Source organism: Bacillus sp. AR13-1 (assembly GCF_008042285.1).
Classification (GTDB): Bacteria; Bacillota; Bacilli; order Bacillales; family Bacillaceae_G; genus Bacillus_A; species Bacillus_A mycoides.
On the sequence record NZ_QNUA01000018.1, the window covers coordinates 1 to 19,014 of the forward strand.

Annotated in this window: 22 protein-coding genes and 1 riboswitch; of the genes, 3 read left to right on the forward strand and 19 right to left on the reverse strand. The window is 34.7% G+C overall.

Features of this window, described 5'->3' with window-relative positions; all coding sequences use genetic code 11:
* Positions 1-75: 75 nt before the first annotated feature.
* A complete protein-coding gene (gene cmk / locus DN408_RS14550; RefSeq protein ID WP_147740222.1) occupies positions 76-753 on the reverse strand; it encodes a (d)CMP kinase in 678 nt (225 codons plus the stop codon).
* 130 nt (positions 754-883) lie between these two features.
* Entirely contained in the window at positions 884-1,057 is a 174-nt protein-coding gene (locus DN408_RS31455) for a DUF5359 family protein (protein ID WP_002135263.1), read from the reverse strand.
* Positions 1,058-1,270: 213 nt separating this feature from the next.
* Between DN408_RS31455 and ansA the strand changes: the two genes are divergently transcribed.
* Positions 1,271-2,245 carry an asparaginase gene (gene ansA, locus DN408_RS14555; protein ID WP_002030754.1) on the forward strand — a complete coding sequence of 325 codons (975 nt, stop codon included), beginning with the start codon at positions 1,271-1,273 and terminating at the stop codon, positions 2,243-2,245.
* A gap of 33 nt (positions 2,246-2,278) precedes the next feature.
* Here the strand turns inward: ansA and DN408_RS14560 are convergent, their stop codons facing one another.
* The 12 genes from DN408_RS14560 to DN408_RS14615 all read right to left on the reverse strand — a co-directional run bounded on the left by DN408_RS14560 (position 2,279) and on the right by DN408_RS14615 (position 12,289).
* On the reverse strand, positions 2,279-3,259 hold the full coding sequence (locus tag DN408_RS14560) for a YpdA family putative bacillithiol disulfide reductase (RefSeq protein WP_078179141.1): 981 nt from the start codon (positions 3,257-3,259) through the stop codon (positions 2,279-2,281).
* Between the two features lie 109 nt (positions 3,260-3,368).
* Positions 3,369-3,899, reverse strand: a complete 531-nt coding sequence (locus tag DN408_RS14565; protein WP_002011791.1) for a peptidoglycan recognition protein family protein — start codon at positions 3,897-3,899, stop codon at positions 3,369-3,371.
* 79 nt (positions 3,900-3,978) lie between these two features.
* The gene (locus DN408_RS14570; protein WP_002011789.1) at positions 3,979-4,215 is read right to left on the reverse strand and encodes a DUF3961 domain-containing protein; all 237 of its coding nucleotides are present in this window, start codon (positions 4,213-4,215) and stop codon (positions 3,979-3,981) included.
* Between the two features lie 94 nt (positions 4,216-4,309).
* Positions 4,310-4,519, reverse strand: coding sequence for a hypothetical protein (locus DN408_RS14575; protein ID WP_002126403.1), 210 nt, complete (start codon positions 4,517-4,519; stop codon positions 4,310-4,312).
* An 80-nt stretch (positions 4,520-4,599) separates the two neighbouring features.
* Positions 4,600-5,886: an NAD-specific glutamate dehydrogenase gene (gene gudB, locus DN408_RS14580; protein ID WP_000225168.1), complete on the reverse strand. Its 1,287-nt coding sequence runs from the start codon at positions 5,884-5,886 to the stop codon at positions 4,600-4,602.
* A gap of 348 nt (positions 5,887-6,234) precedes the next feature.
* Complete coding sequence (locus DN408_RS14585; protein WP_002126401.1) at positions 6,235-6,843, reverse strand: genetic competence negative regulator; 609 nt, start codon at positions 6,841-6,843, stop codon at positions 6,235-6,237.
* Between the two features lie 77 nt (positions 6,844-6,920).
* Positions 6,921-7,796, reverse strand: a complete 876-nt coding sequence (locus DN408_RS14590) for a MerR family transcriptional regulator (RefSeq protein ID WP_002011784.1) — start codon at positions 7,794-7,796, stop codon at positions 6,921-6,923.
* Positions 7,796-8,572 (reverse strand): metallophosphoesterase, encoded by a 777-nt coding sequence (locus DN408_RS14595; protein ID WP_002126398.1) that lies wholly within the window; start codon positions 8,570-8,572, stop codon positions 7,796-7,798. The genes DN408_RS14590 and DN408_RS14595 overlap by 1 nt, the downstream gene beginning before the upstream one ends.
* Before the next feature lie 71 nt (positions 8,573-8,643).
* Positions 8,644-9,123: a LysM peptidoglycan-binding domain-containing protein gene (locus tag DN408_RS14600; RefSeq protein ID WP_002126396.1), complete on the reverse strand. Its 480-nt coding sequence runs from the start codon at positions 9,121-9,123 to the stop codon at positions 8,644-8,646.
* 22 nt (positions 9,124-9,145) lie between these two features.
* Positions 9,146-9,709, reverse strand: coding sequence for a CPBP family intramembrane glutamic endopeptidase (locus DN408_RS14605; protein WP_002064506.1), 564 nt, complete (start codon positions 9,707-9,709; stop codon positions 9,146-9,148).
* Complete coding sequence (locus DN408_RS14610) at positions 9,709-11,238, reverse strand: RecQ family ATP-dependent DNA helicase (RefSeq protein ID WP_002086642.1); 1,530 nt, start codon at positions 11,236-11,238, stop codon at positions 9,709-9,711. The genes DN408_RS14605 and DN408_RS14610 overlap by 1 nt, the downstream gene beginning before the upstream one ends.
* Positions 11,228-12,289 (reverse strand): YpbB family protein, encoded by a 1,062-nt coding sequence (locus DN408_RS14615; RefSeq protein WP_002086645.1) that lies wholly within the window; start codon positions 12,287-12,289, stop codon positions 11,228-11,230. Before DN408_RS14615 ends, DN408_RS14610 begins: the two co-directional genes overlap by 11 nt.
* Positions 12,290-12,586: 297 nt before the next feature.
* Here DN408_RS14615 and DN408_RS14625 point away from each other — a divergent pair, with 297 nt between their 5' ends.
* Complete coding sequence (locus DN408_RS14625) at positions 12,587-12,835, forward strand: ferredoxin (protein WP_001151994.1); 249 nt, start codon at positions 12,587-12,589, stop codon at positions 12,833-12,835.
* A gap of 117 nt (positions 12,836-12,952) precedes the next feature.
* Here DN408_RS14625 and DN408_RS14630 read toward each other — a convergent pair whose 3' ends face one another.
* Positions 12,953-13,531: an ECF transporter S component gene (locus tag DN408_RS14630; protein WP_002011769.1), complete on the reverse strand. Its 579-nt coding sequence runs from the start codon at positions 13,529-13,531 to the stop codon at positions 12,953-12,955.
* Between the two features lie 163 nt (positions 13,532-13,694).
* A riboswitch (FMN riboswitch) is annotated at positions 13,695-13,834 on the reverse strand.
* Between the two features lie 248 nt (positions 13,835-14,082).
* On the opposite strand from DN408_RS14630, the gene DN408_RS14635 reads away from it, so the two are divergent.
* Entirely contained in the window at positions 14,083-14,769 is a 687-nt protein-coding gene (locus DN408_RS14635; protein ID WP_002011767.1) for a hypothetical protein, read from the forward strand.
* A 220-nt stretch (positions 14,770-14,989) separates the two neighbouring features.
* Here DN408_RS14635 and DN408_RS14640 read toward each other — a convergent pair whose 3' ends face one another.
* From DN408_RS14640 to resD, 4 genes are all read right to left on the reverse strand, one after another.
* Positions 14,990-15,604 carry a peptidoglycan DD-metalloendopeptidase family protein gene (locus DN408_RS14640; protein ID WP_002141020.1) on the reverse strand — a complete coding sequence of 205 codons (615 nt, stop codon included), beginning with the start codon at positions 15,602-15,604 and terminating at the stop codon, positions 14,990-14,992.
* 85 nt (positions 15,605-15,689) lie between these two features.
* Complete coding sequence (locus DN408_RS14645) at positions 15,690-16,271, reverse strand: cob(I)yrinic acid a,c-diamide adenosyltransferase (RefSeq protein WP_002086651.1); 582 nt, start codon at positions 16,269-16,271, stop codon at positions 15,690-15,692.
* Positions 16,272-16,413: 142 nt separating this feature from the next.
* The gene (resE, locus tag DN408_RS14650; RefSeq protein WP_088291306.1) at positions 16,414-18,189 is read right to left on the reverse strand and encodes a sensor histidine kinase ResE; all 1,776 of its coding nucleotides are present in this window, start codon (positions 18,187-18,189) and stop codon (positions 16,414-16,416) included.
* The gene (gene resD / locus DN408_RS14655; protein ID WP_002011758.1) at positions 18,189-18,905 is read right to left on the reverse strand and encodes a DNA-binding response regulator ResD; all 717 of its coding nucleotides are present in this window, start codon (positions 18,903-18,905) and stop codon (positions 18,189-18,191) included. Before resD ends, resE begins: the two co-directional genes overlap by 1 nt.
* Between the last annotated feature and the right edge of the window lie 109 nt (positions 18,906-19,014).

Sequence of the window (19,014 nt, forward strand, 5' to 3'; positions counted from 1 at the left end):
TATAAGGGGATCATATCAATTCACTTATCCTTTACATTTCAAAAAAAAAAAAAGAAAGAGGATAGTCCTCTTTCTTTATTTCGCAAATACTCCTGAAACAATACCCATAATTTTTTGGACAACTTCTTCAATTGATAAAGAAGTTGTATCTAATTCCAATGCATCATCAGCTTTTTTCAAAGGAGAAACTTCGCGTTCTGAATCTAATTTATCACGCCTAGCAATTTCTTCTCTTAACTGCTCTAAATTAGAATCGAAACCTTTATTCATATTTTCTAAATGTCTTCTTTCCGCTCTTTCTTCTACAGAAGCAAGCATAAAGATTTTCACTTCAGCATCCGGTAGTACATGTGTACCAATATCACGGCCATCCATTACTACGCCGCCTTTTTTAGCTAATCCTTGTTGACGACGTACCATTTCTTCACGAACAAGACGATGCTTTGCTACAATAGATACACGATTCGTCACATCTGGCGTACGAATCACTTCAGAAACATCTTGTCCATTTAAAAATACAAGTTGTGTATTTTCCCCTTGCTGAAATTCAATATTTACATTTTTTACAACTTCCATTAACTTTTCTTCATTTTCAATATCCACTTTTTGTTCAAGGGCTGCATATGTAATAGTACGGTACATTGCGCCTGTATCAATGTAAACATATGAAAGTTTTTTTGCAACAACTTTTGCCACTGTACTTTTCCCAGCAGCCGCTGGACCATCTATAGCAATCGAAATTCGTCTATCCATTGTAACACCTCATTTTTCACTTATAAAACAAAACGAAAAGCAGGTATTTTCCCCCTGCTTCTTCTCATTTGCCTCACGTCATTAAATCCTCAATAATTGTAGCATAATCCATCATAGAAGAAAATGAAAACTACTTATTCACCTGTAAGATTTCCGCCTTATTTTTCGTGACGACACCTTCGTAATAAACAATTTTCGATAAATATTTCACTGAAGATTTATGTATAAAAAGCAGTTGGACGACAGAAAGAAAAATAAATTGAATCAGTAATATACGAATTATAATTTTCTCCACTTTTTTCAAAAAAACTCACTCCTTCCCTCTCTACACTTACACATCCACTCTCATAAATTTCCATAAACAAAACCTAACCTAATAACCACTTACCGGAGCACACTTAAGGTAATTTATTTTATTGTCATTTTCTAAGCATACTTTTATACATTTTCATTGTCGAATTTACTCAAAACATGTTATGTTCTAAATGTATTTTTCAACTTGAAAGGGGTATAAGCATTGAAAAGAATCCTAGTTTTACACACAGGTGGAACAATTGCAATGGAGGAAGATAAAGAAACTGGGGTCGTACAACCAGGTAAAAAGAATCCTCTTTTAAAATTCATTCCTGATTTAGAAGGCGATGTTGATTTAATTGTCGAAGATGTGTTCCATCTTCCATCTCCTCACATGACTCCTAGCGAAATGCTACAATTGCAAGTCATCATTGACGAAAGAGTAAAACAAGACGATATTCACGGCGTAGTCATCACGCATGGTACCGATACATTAGAAGAGACAGCTTATTTTCTTGATTTAACAGTTCAAGCAACTATCCCAATCGTTGTGACAGGGGCAATGCGTTCTAGTAATGAATTAGGTGCCGATGGTCTATATAATTTCTTATCAGCTGTAAAAGTTGCTAGTAGTAATGAAGCTGCTGAAAAAGGCGTTCTAGTCGTATTAAATGACGAAATACATTGTGCTACAAATGTAACAAAAACGCACACAAGTAATGTCGCGACATTCCAAAGTCCACAGTACGGACCAATTGGCATGGTAACAAAACGTGGTGTTGTTTTCCATCATGCTTTAGTGCATCACGAAACATGCACAGTACGACAGATTTCTAAAAACGTTGTCGTTCTAAAAGCATACGCAGGTATGGATGATACATTATTATCAGCAATCGAAACACTACCAGTAGACGGAATTGTTATTGAAGCACTTGGACAAGGTAATTTACCTCCAAGAACACTTCCTAGTCTAGGGCGATTAATAGAAAAAGGCATTCCAATTGTATTAGTTTCACGCTGCTTTAACGGTATCGTTCAAGACGTATACTCTTATGAAGGTGGCGGAAAACAATTAAAAGATATGGGCATTGTTTTCACCTACGGTTTAAACGCTCAAAAGGCGCGAATTAAATTACTAGTCGCACTAGAAAACACAAACTCTCACGAAACAATCCAACATATGTTTATGCACGATTAAAAAGAAGCTGTCGAAGATTTCGACAGCTTCTTTTTATTCTTCTCTTGATGCAATGGTTTGCGCAATCGCATCTCCATGGAATCTACCGTTCTCGATAAATATTTCATTTGCGTTATTCCCCGCAGCAATTACACCTGCAATAAAAATATTTTCAGCGTTTGTTTCCATACTACCCTCTAAATAAATCGGGCGCCCTGTTTCTTCATCAATCCGAACTCCCATTTTTGTTAAGAAGCTGTGGTCTGGATGGTAACCCGTCATAGCAAATACAAAATCGTTTTGAATTGTATTTGCCTCACCATCTACTGTATACGTCAACGTATGCTCAGTAATTTCTTTTACATGCGCATGGAAATGCATTTGAATTATCCCATTTCGTACTAACGCCTCAAATTCCGGCAAAATCCACGGCTTAATACTTGGCGAGTATTCCCCACCACGGTATAGAACTGTTACACGTGCACCCGATTTAACAAGCTCTAACGCTGCATCTATACTTGAATTTTTACCACCTATTACAACGACATCTCGATCAAAATAAGGGTGTCCTTCTTTGAAATAATGCGCTACTTTCTCAAGTTTCTCACCAGGTACATTCATATAATTCGGATTATCATAATATCCAGTTGCGACAACAATATATTTCGCAACATATATTTCTTTGTTTCCGTCACGCTTCGTCGTTTCAACTTTAAAAACATCACCATCTTTTTGAACTTGTTCCACTCGTTCAAATGCATTTACACGTATAGATTTACGCTTTACTACTTCACGATAATACGCAAGCGCCTGATTACGAAATGGCTTACGATTTTCTGTAATAAAAGCAACTTCACCAATTTCTAATTTTTCACTAGAGGAGAAAAATGTTTGATGAGTTGGATAATTATAAATTGCATTTACAATGTTTCCTTTTTCGATTACTAACGGATTTAACCCCACTTTTTGCAACGAAATCGCCGCTGCTAATCCGCATGGACCGCCTCCGATAATAATAACTGTTTCTTTTTGCATACTTAGTTCACTCCTAGTCTTCTACCTCTGCTCTATTTATATAAACAAGAAAAAACCTACTTACAGCAGTAGGCATCTATCTTTATTGTATTCATTTTTCATATATTTGTCATCTAAACGAAACATACATCCGATAGACATCTGCTAAAAACTGCTGAAATTTAATTCCTTGTTGCCCTAATACATTCTCAGGATCGATTTTCCGAGTAGGATCCAACGTTTTGTGTGACACAATAGCCTTTTTAGGATTTAAACCGAAATTTTGACATAAATAAGCGTGATACCACGTAAAACGAGTATACGCCTCCCAAAAGTTTACGTCGCCACCATAGCAAAGTTCAACCCCAATTGCAGCCTTATTCGCATCATAACCGAATAACTCATTATCCGTTGGCACATTGTATCGAACATGGTACGCAACTTCATTTATAGGGACAATTTCTAATATTGTTTTATCATCAATAAATGTATGCGCTGAAGCTTTCGGTTGTATTTCATTAAAGTAATCCCGATTTCCTATCGCATTGCTACCAGGGTTCCCCGTGTCATGACTTACAATAAATCTTACTTTTGAAAGAGGAATTCCTGGTCGTGAATTTCCATACCCAATATAGTTACGCTCTATAGGGAACATCGCCATTACTACCAACTCCCGCTCTAAAAAATTACCTTACTTCCTTATATATGTATTCGGTGGCAATGTCCTTATGGCATATTTCTTATGCGAAGAGAACATCGAAAATATTTGATGTGAATACCATAAATAATACAATACTTACAGCCACTCCGTAAAAACCGTAAAACCAAATACAATCTTCTTTCGTATCTAAACCGAAAAATTTATTTACCGATTGTAATAATGTGCCACGCTTGCTTTGTTTGTTTCGTAATACTTCCACTCGTTCTACAACATCTGCTGGCATCATAAATCTTTGGTCTACTGTCATTTTCATCATTTATCTCTCCTTAAAATCATTTCCGTTTTGCTTATCTAAGGAAAGTATAGCACGTTTGTTCGTATAGAACAAGCGTTCTTTTTTATTTTTTATTCTATTTTTCACCAAACCAAGTAATAATTGTGAATATAAACGCGATAATTGGTCCAACTACAACTGCACCAAATATTAAAAATAATAATCCTTCGCCGAACACCCGAACGACACTTGTTTTTCGGGCTCTCTTAGCTCTTGCAAGTTCACCCTCTAACACCTTAACCTTTTCTTCTAATTGGTCTACTCGTTCCATTATTTCATTCCCCATATACAACACCTCATTTAATACTTCAACAAAAAAACGCGATTCCCTCGAAAGGAAATCACGTTTTCTCAAAACATTATATATTATACCCAACCTCTGAAGCGACTAGCCTCAGCCATTTTACGAACACCAATCATGTATGCAGCTAAGCGCATGTTCACTTTACGAACTTGTGATGTTTCATAAATTGAATCGAATGATTTTACCATTACTTTTTCTAAACGTTGTTCTACTTCTTCTTCAGTCCAGTAGTAACCTTGGTTATTTTGTACCCACTCAAAGTAAGATACCGTAACGCCACCAGCACTTGCTAATACGTCTGGAACAAGTAAGATACCACGATCTGTTAAGATTTTTGTTGCTTCTAATGTAGTTGGACCATTTGCAGCTTCAACCACAATTTTCGCTTTAATCTTATCAGCATTTTCTTCTGTAATTTGGTTCTCAATTGCAGCAGGAACTAAAATGTCGCAATCAAGTTCTAACAGTTCTGTATTTGAAATTGTATTATTAAATAGTTTTGTTACAGTACCAAAGCTATCGCGACGATCTAGTAAGTAGTCAATATCTAATCCATTCGGATCATGTAATGCACCGTAAGCATCTGAAATTGCAATTACTTTCGCGCCTGCATCATGCATAAATTTAGCTAAGAAGCTACCCGCATTACCAAATCCTTGAACAACAACGCGTGCACCTTTAATATCAATGTCACGTTTTTTCGCAGCTTCACGAATACAAATTGTTACACCTTTTGCAGTCGCTGTTTCACGTCCGTGTGATCCACCTAATACAAGTGGTTTACCTGTAATAAATCCTGGTGAATTAAATTCATCGATACGGCTATACTCATCCATCATCCATGCCATAATTTGTGAGTTTGTAAATACATCTGGAGCCGGAATATCTTTTGTCGGACCAACAATTTGGCTAATTGCTCGTACATAACCGCGGCTTAATCTTTCTAATTCACGGAAAGACATCTCACGTGGGTCACAAATGATTCCACCTTTACCTCCACCATATGGTAAATCAACAATACCACATTTTAAACTCATCCAAATAGAAAGTGCTTTCACTTCATTTTCTGTTACGTTTGGATGGAAGCGAATTCCACCTTTCGTTGGACCAACAGCATCATTATGTTGTGCACGATATCCTGTAAATATTTTAACAGTCCCGTCATCCATACGAACTGGAATTTTCACTGTCATCATACGAATTGGTTCTTTCAATAATTCATATACTTCGTTTGGATAACCCAATTTTTCTAATGCTTCATTAATTACAATTTGTGTTGAATTTAACAATTCAAAATGTTGTTCCCCTTGTTGTTGTGTTTTCGTTTGAGTTCCCTTTTCGGCTACCATAGTAAGTAAACCCCCTGTAATTTCACTTGTTTAGTAAACCTTCATTGCCTAGTATACACCGTTAAATTTGGAATGCAATAGAAAACGCTAACAAATATATACAAACTATTTTGTATTGCAAGCGTTTTCACTATTATTATAGTCCTTTTATTGCTTTTAGAAAAGTAAAATACTTAAATATTTAAATATTTTTTATTTTCATCAAAATACATTCGATAAAACCATTATTTCATCAAGAAATACTGATTACATTTTAACATACAGATCGGCTAGTCTTGTTACCTACACTTCGTTTTATAGATTTTAGATTTTCAGCTGAATAAAAATAAAACCTCAAGCTACGTTACATTAGCTGAGGTTTTGTTTTTTCACAAAGTAATTGTATATTTGTTCAATCGCTTGAGAATCCATTAATTCTTTACCATATTCCATTACGCGGTAAATTGTTGCTGTTGACGGATTACCGTACTCCGCTAAAATAGCTATAAAATCCGCCTTCAATAATTGAAATTGCTCTTCTTCTTCTATCCAAAGATAAAAACGATCATCCCACGTATACAACTTCCCATCAGTTACACCAAGGTTATATAAGCGATTTGACAAATTGATTACATCATCTAATGTAGCAAACTCGTAAAGTATATGTTCACTTTCATCAAGAGTCACTTGCATTTCAATAAACTCGTCACGGAACTCATCTTCTGTGTCCACTTCGTAATTTTCTTTTGTTACAATTACAACCATACCTTGAGCTTGTAGAGAAAATACTTCAACAGCAATCGGTCCATCCGCTTCAAACCCTAATTCTGTATTTGCTTCTTGCATCATATCACGGAATAATTGCTGTACTTTCGGTGCATTTCTCCACAAATCTTCTTTCGTTAATCCTCGTTCAGATAAATCATCAAATGTTAGGAAAATTTTAATCTTATTATAATTTAAACGTTCCAGTCTCATCTCATACCCTCCCTACGTAACCATTGCATCTAATTTTTATTATATGAAATAGAAAATAGATGGTTCTTTTCGAACGACTATTCCGGCATCTTTAACCATCCATCCCATTCTTCTTTCGTGTTACCAATTAGGATATTTTGAAGATTTAATTGATCTCCAATGCCTTTTCTTCCTATAAAACCACCAGAGATGTTTTCATTTTTTTCTTGCAACAAGTCAATAAATTCTACTGCCTCTTCAAGTTCTCGTTCATCATCAAAAGATATAAACAAATATTTAGGTTGTAATTGTTCAATAGCTAGTAAAATACCTTCTTCATCTAAACTTGTCCCCATATACATTGTTTGATATCCTTTTAGTCGTAAATACGTCGCGAAAATAAATCCTTTTAATATATTATTTTCTAAAACGAAAACTTTGTTAACGGAAGAATACACCGACGCATTATGATAGATCATTCCTAAACGTGTTTGTAAGAATGATACAACATATTTGAATTGCGACATTGTAATCTCATTATTACTTTTTAAAGTTAACAACTTGTTTGCCACTTGAAGAATGATGCTTGCAACAACCTTTTCCGTTGAATATATACTAAAAACCTCGTTTAATAATGCAGAAATTGTAATTTCATCAAATTCTAACAAAGCTTGTAGTATATCGTCCACTAAAACAACTTCTGTATCAGTAATTTTTTCTTTTTGAACGTTGTTCTGCAACCGATTCCCTTCTAATAACTGAACTGCTTGTCCAATCATCATCCCCTCAGAAACTTTGTTCATTAACCATTTCAAAATATGAATATGCTCTTCTGTATATAAACGATGCCCCGCACGATTTCTCTTTGGGGCAATAATATGATAGCGTCTTTCCCATGCGCGAAGTGTACTCGGTTGAATTCCGAGTATATTTGAGACAGCTTTTATATTATATTTTCCATTTGAATTCGGCATTATTTCCCTCCGCATAACGTAATGATATGTGTTTGGGAAGGTGCCCGAAAACGAAGAGGGAACAATGTTGTTCCATACCCATTACTAACAAAGAGAGTCGTATTAGAATGCTTATATACGCCACCCTTTAAATACTTTTCAGATGGAAACAACCGAATCTGGCCTCCATGTGTATGTCCACTTAATACGAGCGAAATTTGTTCATTACCAGACATTTTCTTTATTATATCTGGGTTGTGACTAATTAAAATGCGAAAACCTTCTTCTTTACAATCAGACAACGCTAAATCTAAACGATCTCGTTCTAATCCAACATCATCGATACCGAGTAAGCAAATTTTCTCTCCTAATTCAGATTCAAATACAACTCTTGTATTATCTAATACCTTCACATTATTTTCTATTAATAAAGCATCTAATTCGTGATATTCAATTTCATAGTCATTATTTCCCCATACAAAATATACAGGGGCTATTTCTCTTAACTTTTGAATATTTAAAGAGATTTGCGATAAAGGTACTCCTTTTTCAGCTAAATCACCGCCAATAATTACGATATCTGCTTTTCCTTTCACTCGTTCAATTAGCGAGCTAGAAATGATCCTTCTATGAATATCCGAAATAAAAAAAACTTTAACTTTTTGAAAACTTTCCGGAAATTCTTCGAATACTAAAGTATGTTCCAACACTGTATTACGCATCGCTTCTTTATACATTCCAAGAAGACATACAAAACCAATGCATATGAGAGTACATAATAATATAATCCATGACATATATTTTTTACTCTCCCTCCTCGTAAAGTATAGTCCTTAATTTTATGTGGAGCTATATATCACTCATTTAGCTAGCTCTCATACTTCGTGGACTTATCTTTTATAGGAATTTTCAATTCTTGTCCTACCTTCACTTCGTCTTCTTGTAAATCATTATACTTTTTTATTATTTCTATCCCATCTTCATCTGAGAAATATTGCTTCGCTATACTTTCTAAAGTTTCTCCATCTTTCACAACATGAGTTGCTACTTTCTCAGGCTGCTTCTTTGATTCAGTCTTAGCGGAATCAAAGAAAATTACTTCAAACGCACTTTTCTCAGCATTATTACTATCACTTTTTACCTGTATATACTTATCCGTATACCATAGGATACTAATAGGTAACAATATGAACAAAAATGTTAACACTCGGACGAAAATGTGATTCATTTTAAACTTTGGTTTGTTCTCTTTATTTCTATGAATTTCACTACGCGGCGGTAAACTTTCATCTTCTTCCACTTGCTCAACTTCTAACTCCTCTTCAAAATCAGGAATTCGTTTTCTCATGTTGTTCACCACCACCTTCCATTTATTTTCTTAATTGGAGCCCCATTATAAAATCAACAAGAAAGTGTGCAAAGATTGTTATAAACAAATTTCCTGTCCACTCGAATACATAACCAAAAACAAAACTAATAAAGCAGACGAAACAAAACAAAAAAGGCTTCGTTATATACCGAATATGTAACACAGCAAAAATTAAACTCGCTATTACAATTCCGAAATGAGTCTGCACTACACCTCTAAATAAAAACTCTTCCGCAAAGCCAATAATAAACGTGATAACGAGTAAATGCATGACAGAAATCCCTTGAAACATTCTATCGTTAATGCCACCATCATCAAACCAAGATTCTGGAAACACTCGCATTGCAACATAATCTAATAACACAATACAAATCGCTAACAAGCTACCTATTAAAAGTATAGAAACCGGTTCCCATTTCCATAAACTATAAACTTCTCTTTTATCTTGAAATAATATATATGCTAGTAAACAACCGATACCAATAATGATTAGTTGTGTTATGTAGAGATTCAGTCTTATTTCTCTCGGACTCATATCTTCAACATTATGCCTTTGAATGTTCATCATTCCTCCATCTTTCCTAGGCCGAAAAGCTTTTGTAACTCTGTTTCCCAATTATAGTCGAAAACTAACTGTTGCGCTCGTCTTTTTTTATAATCCGTTTTTGTAATACCACAGTAATCACAACAGTTTTCTATCTCTTTTTCTTTTCTATAACCGAATTGTTGTAATAAATATTCACGTCTACATCCTTGAACTTGTATCCATGACTTCATATTTTCTAACTCACTATATTTATTACGCATTCTCACTTCCACTTCCGCTATTAATCTGTGCATTATTTCATCTGACAAGCTCTCTAGCATGAGATTTCGCTGTTGTATGATTCCAAGATGTTCGAGATGATAACGTGTAAAGCGCCAATACTGTTCATTAAATCTTGCTGCATTATAACAAATTTCTTCTACATCTTCTAATGGTAATACTTTCGTTTGAAACATTCTTTCTTGTAGTAACGAAAATAAAAATTGTATTTGCGATTTACTTGGTAATTCATCTTCAATGATTGAAATTGGCAAATCGTGATCCAATGGACTACATAATAAAATGGCTATACTCAATTCTCCATCTCTTCCGGCTCTTCCAATTTCTTGTAAATAGGAAGCTACATTTGTCGGATATTGAAAATGAATAATATATCTTGTATTCGCCTTATTTACCCCCATCCCAAAAGCACTTGTACATATTACAATTTGCAACTGGTCATTCATAAACTGTTGTTGAATTAACATACGCTCTTCATGTTCCATACCACCATGATAAAAAGCTACACCTGTAATTCCTTTTCCTCTTAAATACTCGGTTAAACGCTCTGTCCAGGCCCTACTTGAACAATAAACAATACCAGGCCCTTGCAAATACATTACATGCTCAAAAAGCGCCTCTTTTTTTTCTTCTATTGTTTCCACAAATTGCACTTCCATCGCAATATTTGGACGATCAATTGAGTACACATGCTCAGCAATATTTTTTAGATTTAAACTTTCCGCTATATCTCGCAGTACATCCTTTGTCGCAGTTGCTGTTAATGCTAGTACTGTCGGAGATCCGATACTCTCAATTACTTTATCTAATTTTTTATAATCTGGCCGAAAATCATAGCCCCATTGTGAAATACAATGCGCTTCATCTACGACAAATAATGAAATATGAATTTTTTTCAATTCTCTTATTAGAAGTTCCGACTGCAACATCTCTGGTGATACGAAAACAAATTTATAAAAAGATAGCTTTTTCATTGCTTCTCTTTTTTCAATTAACGTCCGAAAACTATTCAATGCAATAACTCGATTTTTCACGACATACTTTAATTGCGTAACTTGGTCTTCCATTAAAGATAATAATGGTGATACAACAAGCACCGTACCCTCTTGCAGAAGCCCCGGAAGTTGATAACACATTGACTTTCCCCTTCCAGTCGGAAGCATTGCTACAACATCTTTTCCTTCCAATAAGTCCGTAATAACTCCTTTTTGCCCCGGACGAAATTCAGAATATCCAAACCACTTATATAAATATTCCTCAAGCTTCATTTATACCCTCCATCCGTGCCAATACAAGACGTACTTCAAAATAAGAGATTTCCTCTCCAACCGCTTGCTTCAACACACGCAATTTACGTGTTTGTAATGCTTCAATTACTTTTGTTACTTTTTCCATTTTTTCTTTTTCCATAAACATTTCAATAGAAAATTCTTTTTCTCGTAAAGCAATTTCTACAAAATGGTCTTCTATCGTGGCAACCTTCAAATTCCGAATTGTTGCTATTTCTTCTAAAGAGCGTCCTTGTCTCCAAAGATTATATGTTTTTTTTGTTGATAAACTAAATAAATCAGCTTTCTCATTTGGATAAGATATAATTTCAGCTAATAATGGAAACTCATTTTCTTTATTGCGAACTTCTTGAATAAGGAAATGAATTGTACCCCAAAATAAAAAATACACTCGAAATATATCTTGTTTCGTAATTTCCGCTAATTGTTGTAAAGTACACCCAATACGTTTATACCCAGTTAACCGATATATTACGATTGTCGCCTCTACTGGATTATTTTTTTGTAAAAGAGTATGCATTTCCTTCCATAATCTTTTAGCCAATTCACTTCTCATATACGGTATTCCAGTGAGAAAACGTTTCACCCACATCATTATTTCTGTATCCTGTTGAATTGGAATAAATTTCGTATTCGCCTGTTGTAAATTCGAAATGGTTTGAACGATCAATGATAATCTCTTCCAAAATGTTTCACCTATTTCACCATAGTGTAAACCATTTAAATATGTCGGAAAGGCAAAGTCACCTTCCCATTTGTTTAATTGCACGTTACCAGCAGTCGTTAACACATATGTATTATCATGTATACCTTGAACTAAATCCGTTTGTAACAACTTTGCAACTTCTTGATCATAATCAGCTCTATTTAATGACTTATAAATCCCAAACAAAAAAGAAATTTGAAACATATTCCCATCTTGTAATGTTTGCGACGATCTCTTTCCTTTTAATAAATAATAAATCGAAGAAACGGTTCTTTCACCATTCAATTGTTTTAAACAATATAATAAAGTATATTGTAGCTGCATTACCGCTTCCACCTCTCAGTCTAACTTCATTCCTTTTTCAATACGATTGCACATTAACTGCTATTCATTTAACTTATCATATTCACACTACATGCTTGTATATATTCTATTGTATCAAACGAAATAACATTTAAGTATTTTGAAAATCTTATGAAATAATTCAAAAATAAGTTGACACTCTAATTGATAAGCATTATCATTATAATTTTATGTTGAAAAGTTTTTAAAACCGTTTTACAATAAGATTATAATTTTTTGGCGAACTTTTCACATACATATTATCAGGAGGGAAAAAATATGGCAAAATATACAATCGTTGACAAAGATACTTGTATTGCATGCGGTGCTTGTGGTGCTGCTGCACCAGACATTTATGACTATGATGATGAAGGCATTGCATTTGTAACATTAGACGATAACCAAGGTATCGTTGAAATTCCAGATGTATTAATTGAAGATATGATGGATGCATTCGAAGGTTGTCCAACTGACTCAATTAAAGTTGCTGACGAATCATTTGATGGCGACTCTTTAAAATTCGAATAGTCTTTTATTAACTTCAAAAAATCCCCCTCATACTTATGAGGGGGATTTTTTGCACTCTTTTTCATTCTCACTAACAAAAAAACCATTAGCAGTTACGCTGCCAATGGTTTAATATTTTTAAGCATTTTTCATTTTTGCAAATACCCATACTTTCAAGCGTGAAAATAGTGCTACAAATACAATTGTTACAACAATTCCTTTAATTACATTAAACGGTAATATCGCCGTTACAATAGTTTGTCGCATAATATCACTAGACATAGCTGGTGAATTTAAAAACCAAGTGTACGCTGGTAAAATAATAAAGTAGTTTAACACACTCATAATAACTGTCATAGTAATTGTACCTAGCATTAATCCTGTCGTTAAACTTTTTACTGTGCGATACTTTCGGAATAAGAATGCTGCTGGACCAATAAATAAACATCCCGCTATAAAGTTTGCTACTTCTCCTACTGGTACTCCCGTTAAACTTCCTTGAATTCCGTAATGCAAAATATTTTTTATCGCTTCTACAATTACACCTGCAATTGGACTAAAAATTATCGCCGCAATTAAAGCTGGCACATCACTAAAATCAATTTTTAAAAATGGCGGAAGCCCTGGGAATGGAAAATCCAACATCATTAGTAAATACGCAATACTACTTAGCATCGCTACACTCACCATCTGCACTACACTGTTTTTTTGTTTCATCTTTCTCTCTCCTTTTCCATCGATCTTCTCATGGAAAGTGGAAAGGTTCTGCTATGCCTATTTTTTCATAGAACGAAAAAACCCTTTGTGATTTACACAAAGGGAGAATTTTAAGGCACATCAAACAGACGTTCAAATACTTATCTTTTTTGAACGCTTGAACCTCCATCTTCTCCCATCCAGACTGTACTGTCGGCTTTGGAATCACACCAAATCCTGCCTTAACGGCTCGCGGGCTTAGAACGAAATTATTAAATGTTCATCACCGCCGGTCGGGATTTTCACCCTGCCCCGAAGATAGACCGATATTCTATTTTCCACTTCATTATACAACAACATGATCGTATTGTGAACAAAAAAAGTGTAACTTACTAAAAATAAGTTATTGATTTTATATAATTAAAGAAACAATCACTATATTTTACAATACAACCCATATTTTTTATAATTCGGTATTTCTCTTATGAATCCCCCTAGTCATATGTCGTCAAAAGTGATAAGATGTTGAATTGTTAAGATAAGAACATTTTCTGAGTTATGGAGGAAATGTCATGAAGAAAGATAAAAGACACTCTATTCGAGAAGCAATGAAAAAGAACTTAAGAAAAGAATACTTTTATTTGAAAAAAGAATTACTTTTCTACTGTCCAATTGATCTAGGCACATTCTCAAGAGAGACATACTACGCTACTTTTGACCAAGATGGCATAAGTATTTATCAGTATGATAAAAAAACAGAAAGTAAATTAAAATTGTGTGAGCGTCATCCATGGAAGAGTTGGAATAAGGTAAAAGTTGATCACTATTTAACAACTTCTCAATTTATTTTCCAAGGTGAGCGAAACTGGATTTTATCCCTTTTCCAAAAAGGAAAAGAAGCTCAAAAAATAATTGAAGAACATACATCTTTACAAACGGAAGTTGTTTCCCGTCCGTTTTCCAAGAAACTTCCTGGTTTCCGTTCTGATACTCCATTGAATAAATACATCGGTAGCATTTGTTACACTGCACTTATTGCATTTTTATTAAAATGGATGATTCCATTTCAAGCACCACAAATCGCCCTGTATTCTCTTTCAATTGGCTTTATGCTTCTTGGTTTACTTTGTCTTACAATTGGTCTAATCGAACCAACTATCGTACTATTTCGGACAAAAGAAAAAACAAGAACAAAAGTCTTTTACTTATATAGCTACTTAGCTATTACTGGATTTATATGTGTCTTTATTTTTTGGTAAAAGAAGCCGTCCCAAAAGATCTTTTGGGACGGTTTTTCGTTAAGGATAGGTTGCTCTTACTGTCGCATTTTATTGTTAGTCGACATTTCTTGTCGAAATGTCGATATAATAATAGCTATGTTCGATATAAATTTGCGTCGATATAATTTCATTTACTATCGCAATCTTAAATAAGAAAAAAATAAATTTATTCAAAAGTTATGCTTTTGAGACGTTGCCTTTACTTGACGTATAGTTGTTGGTTCGGATAGATTTGCTCTTGTCGCAATCCATTCCTCACTTTAATTTCCTCAACTGTCATACTAAATTTCCGGGCAATACCAACTAAAGTATCACCTTTTTGTACAATATATAGTGATGATGACACAACTTGATTTTTTTGTTCATTTAAAACAAGCAACGGATTCATCGCATTCCTTTTCTCCATCGTCCATCTCCCTTGATGCACTTCTAAATGTAAATGCGCTCCTCGCGATTCTCCTGTATTCCCTACCTCTCCAATTAGCTCTCCTTTTGAAATGTTATCACCTTGAACTACATATCTCTTATTTAAATGCGCATAAACAGCCTCATATTCTCCATGTTTAATAAACACAACATTTCCATAACTACTTGAAAAATAAGACTTTGTCACCTTACCATTTTGAATAGCTGCAACAGGCGTTCCAATAGGCGCAGCTATATCAATACCATAGTGTTTCCCATGTCTTGTCCCAAAATAATCACTTATCTGCCCATCAACAGGCCATATCCACTGATTCCCTTCAGCGTAAACATGTAATTGAGATAAAAATAATACACTCAATATCACCACGCCACATTTTAACGCTTTCATATACATCCTCCGTTTTCTAATAACCGTCATACCTTCTCTATTGTGGGATATTACAGAAAAAAGTATACAAAAAAAAGAAAGTGGATTACTCCACTTCCTTCTCTTCTTTATTACGAAAAACAAGTGCACTGCGGTTATACTCCACATCTTTCACTTGTAAACGCGCATTTATTACTCTAGCAAGCGCAAATAAATAATCAGATAACCTATTTATATACTTTAGAACAATTTCATTGGTTTCTCCTTCTTTTTGCAATGACACTATACAACGTTCTGCTCTTCTTATAACTGTACGTGCAATGTGTAGTGCAGCCGATATCTCGCTACCGCCTGGTAAAATAAAACGCTCTAAAGGCGGCGCTTCTTCTGTATACGAATCAATTCGTCTCTCTAAATACTCGACCATCTCTATCGTTACTTTATAAGGGATTTTCTTCTCTACTATTGCTAAATCCCCTCCACAATCAAATAGTTCATGTTGAATATTTTCAAGTTCGTTATAAATGTTACGAAAACATTCCTCTTGTAATTTAGACATGGCATATCCGATATGAGAATTCGCCTCATCAATTGTTCCATAAGCTTCTACACGTATATGATCTTTATCCACTCGGCCACCTATGACACTCGTTTCCCCTTTATCACCTGTTTTTGTATAAAGTTTCATTTCATTATGACACCTCTCTTTTTATTTTCATTCTGATTATTAAAGAAAAAAACTCTACCATTCTTTATTTAATTGCACTTACAAAAAAATAAAAAAACAGTAAAGCTTTTATTCATGATCAACTTTTTAAAAACATACATATCTAAATTATACGATTTGGTAAATATACAGAGAATGTAGTTCCTTCTCCAACGACACTTGATACAGAAATTTTCCCGTCATGACCTTGAACAATATTTTTAGCAATCGCAAGCCCGAGTCCTGTTCCAACTTTTTTCCCTCGCGTTCTTGCTTTATCAGCTTTATAGAATCGATCGAACAAGAACGGAATATCTTCTTCTGGAATACCAGCACCTGAATCTTGCACTTCGAAAGTAAGGCCACTATTTTTCGTATTAATTACAAGTGTAACATGTCCACCTGCATTTGTATGACGGATTGCATTATCAATTAAATTCGTCAGTACCTGTTCCATACGGTCTGCATCAAACGGATATTGTTCAATTGGACTTTGGAAATCCACTGTTAATTGGACTTCTTTATCCTTTGCAATCCCCTGGAATTTACGGCCAATTTTTTCGACAAATGGATGAATATCTACTTCACCTATATGTAACTCTACATGTCCACTTTCCATACGGGCTAAATCTAATAACTCATTTACAAGTTTACCTAAACGAACAGATTCATCATAAATAATTTGAACAAACTCATTAATTTCTTCTTTCGTTTGCACAATATCATCTAAAATTGCTTCACTATATCCTTGAAGCATTACCATCGGTGTACGAAGTTCATGTGATACATTCGCAATAAAGTCTTGACGCATTTTCTCAAGACGACGCTCCTCCGTCATATCTCGCAATACTGCTACAGCTCCACGAATTTTTGTTTGATTGTAAAGCGGTGTCATAAGAACTACGTAGTTACCTTTTTGCAAATTAATTTCAACAACTTGTTGTTGCTCACTTTCTACAACGAGATGGAATAGTTCAACAAGTTCAGAAGGCAGTTTTTTAATTAACTCTACTTCTTTTTCTTCTTGCCAAACTTGTAAGAAGTGTTCTGCCGGTGGGTTGATAACAACGACTTCACCTTCTTGATTTAACGTAACAACACCATCTGCCATACTACTCAAAATGCTAGCTAACTGCTCTTTTTCTTGCTGCAGGGCATTCATATTAAACTTCAACTGTTTCCCCATTTGATTTAAAGCAGTTGCAAGCTCACCAATTTCGTCCTGAGACACCATAGGGGCTTTCGTATCAAATTTCCCGCGCGCTACCTCAAATGCAACCTCACGCATTTTACGAAGCGGTGCCGTAATTCGAGTAGATAAGAAAAATGCAAAGAAAGTTGTTAAAATAATCGCAATCCCGGCTGATAAGAAAATAAAATCAGTCGTTCTCTCCATACCTTGTATTGGAACTTGCAATGATTCATATACAAACACTGCACTTTGATTTTTTGACTGTACTGGTTTCCCGACGATCATAATATCATTTTCAGTATTTTTATTCTTCCTACTATTAGAAGCTTTTCTAATATTATTCTTAATATCCTTTTTATCTGTAAAAACAGCTGCTAATTCTTTATCATTTTTCAAATCATCTATTGTAAGAGTAACTAATCCTTCTTGTTTCGGCGAAGAAGAAATTTCCTTACCGTCTTCTACAATGATAATCCTTGAAAGTGGATCAGAAAATTTGTAAGCAATATTCTCAATCGTTTTTACATCGGCACCTTCTTCAATTAATTCCGTGACACTTGTTGCAACTTTCTGAAGCCTAGCTTCACTCATATCAACATAATACGTTCTAAAAAACTGTGAAAGTAAAATAGCAACAAATCCAAGAACAAACGAAACGAGAAGTAATATGGTCATCCATAACTTCCCTACTACACTTCTCCAAAGCATCAGTCGTTCACAACCTCAAACTTGTAACCTACGCCCCAAACGGTAACAATCATTTTCGCTGCATCTGGTGATTGTTTACTTAACTTTTCACGTAAACGCTTTACATGCGTATCAACTGTACGTAAATCTCCGAAGAACTCATATTGCCATACTTCTTTTAACAATTGCTCACGGTCAAAAACTTTATCCGGGGATTTCGCTAAGAATAATAGTAATTCATATTCTTTCGGTGTTAAGTTTACTTCATTACCATCCGCTGTAACGCGGTGCGCATCATTATCAATTGTTAAATGAGGGAAAACAGTAACATCTTTCGTCGTTGTATCTTGTGTAAAGAATGTCGTTGGTACAGCGCGGCGTAATACCGCTTTCACACGAAGTACTACTTCACGCGGGCTAAACGGCTTTACAATATAATCATCAGTTCCAACTTCAAACCCTTGTACCCTATTTACTTCTTCACCTTTTGCTGTCAGCATAATAATTGGCGTCGCTTTCTTCTCACGAATCCCTTTACACACTTCGATACCATCTTTACCAGGCATCATAATATCCAGTAGGATTAAATCATAATCATTTTGTAACGCCATTTCTAAAGCTGTATCACCATTATCCGCTTCTTCAATTGTGTATTGCTCTCTTTCTAAATACATCTTTAATAAACGACGAATACGATCCTCATCGTCTACAATTAAAATTCTTGATTCATTTTCCATTTCTACCCGCTGCGTACTTTTACCACAACGGTTTACACCTACCCTTCTACAATATAATGTTGCACCTATCCTCGTTTAATTAAGCATTTTTTAACGTTCCACTTCCCAT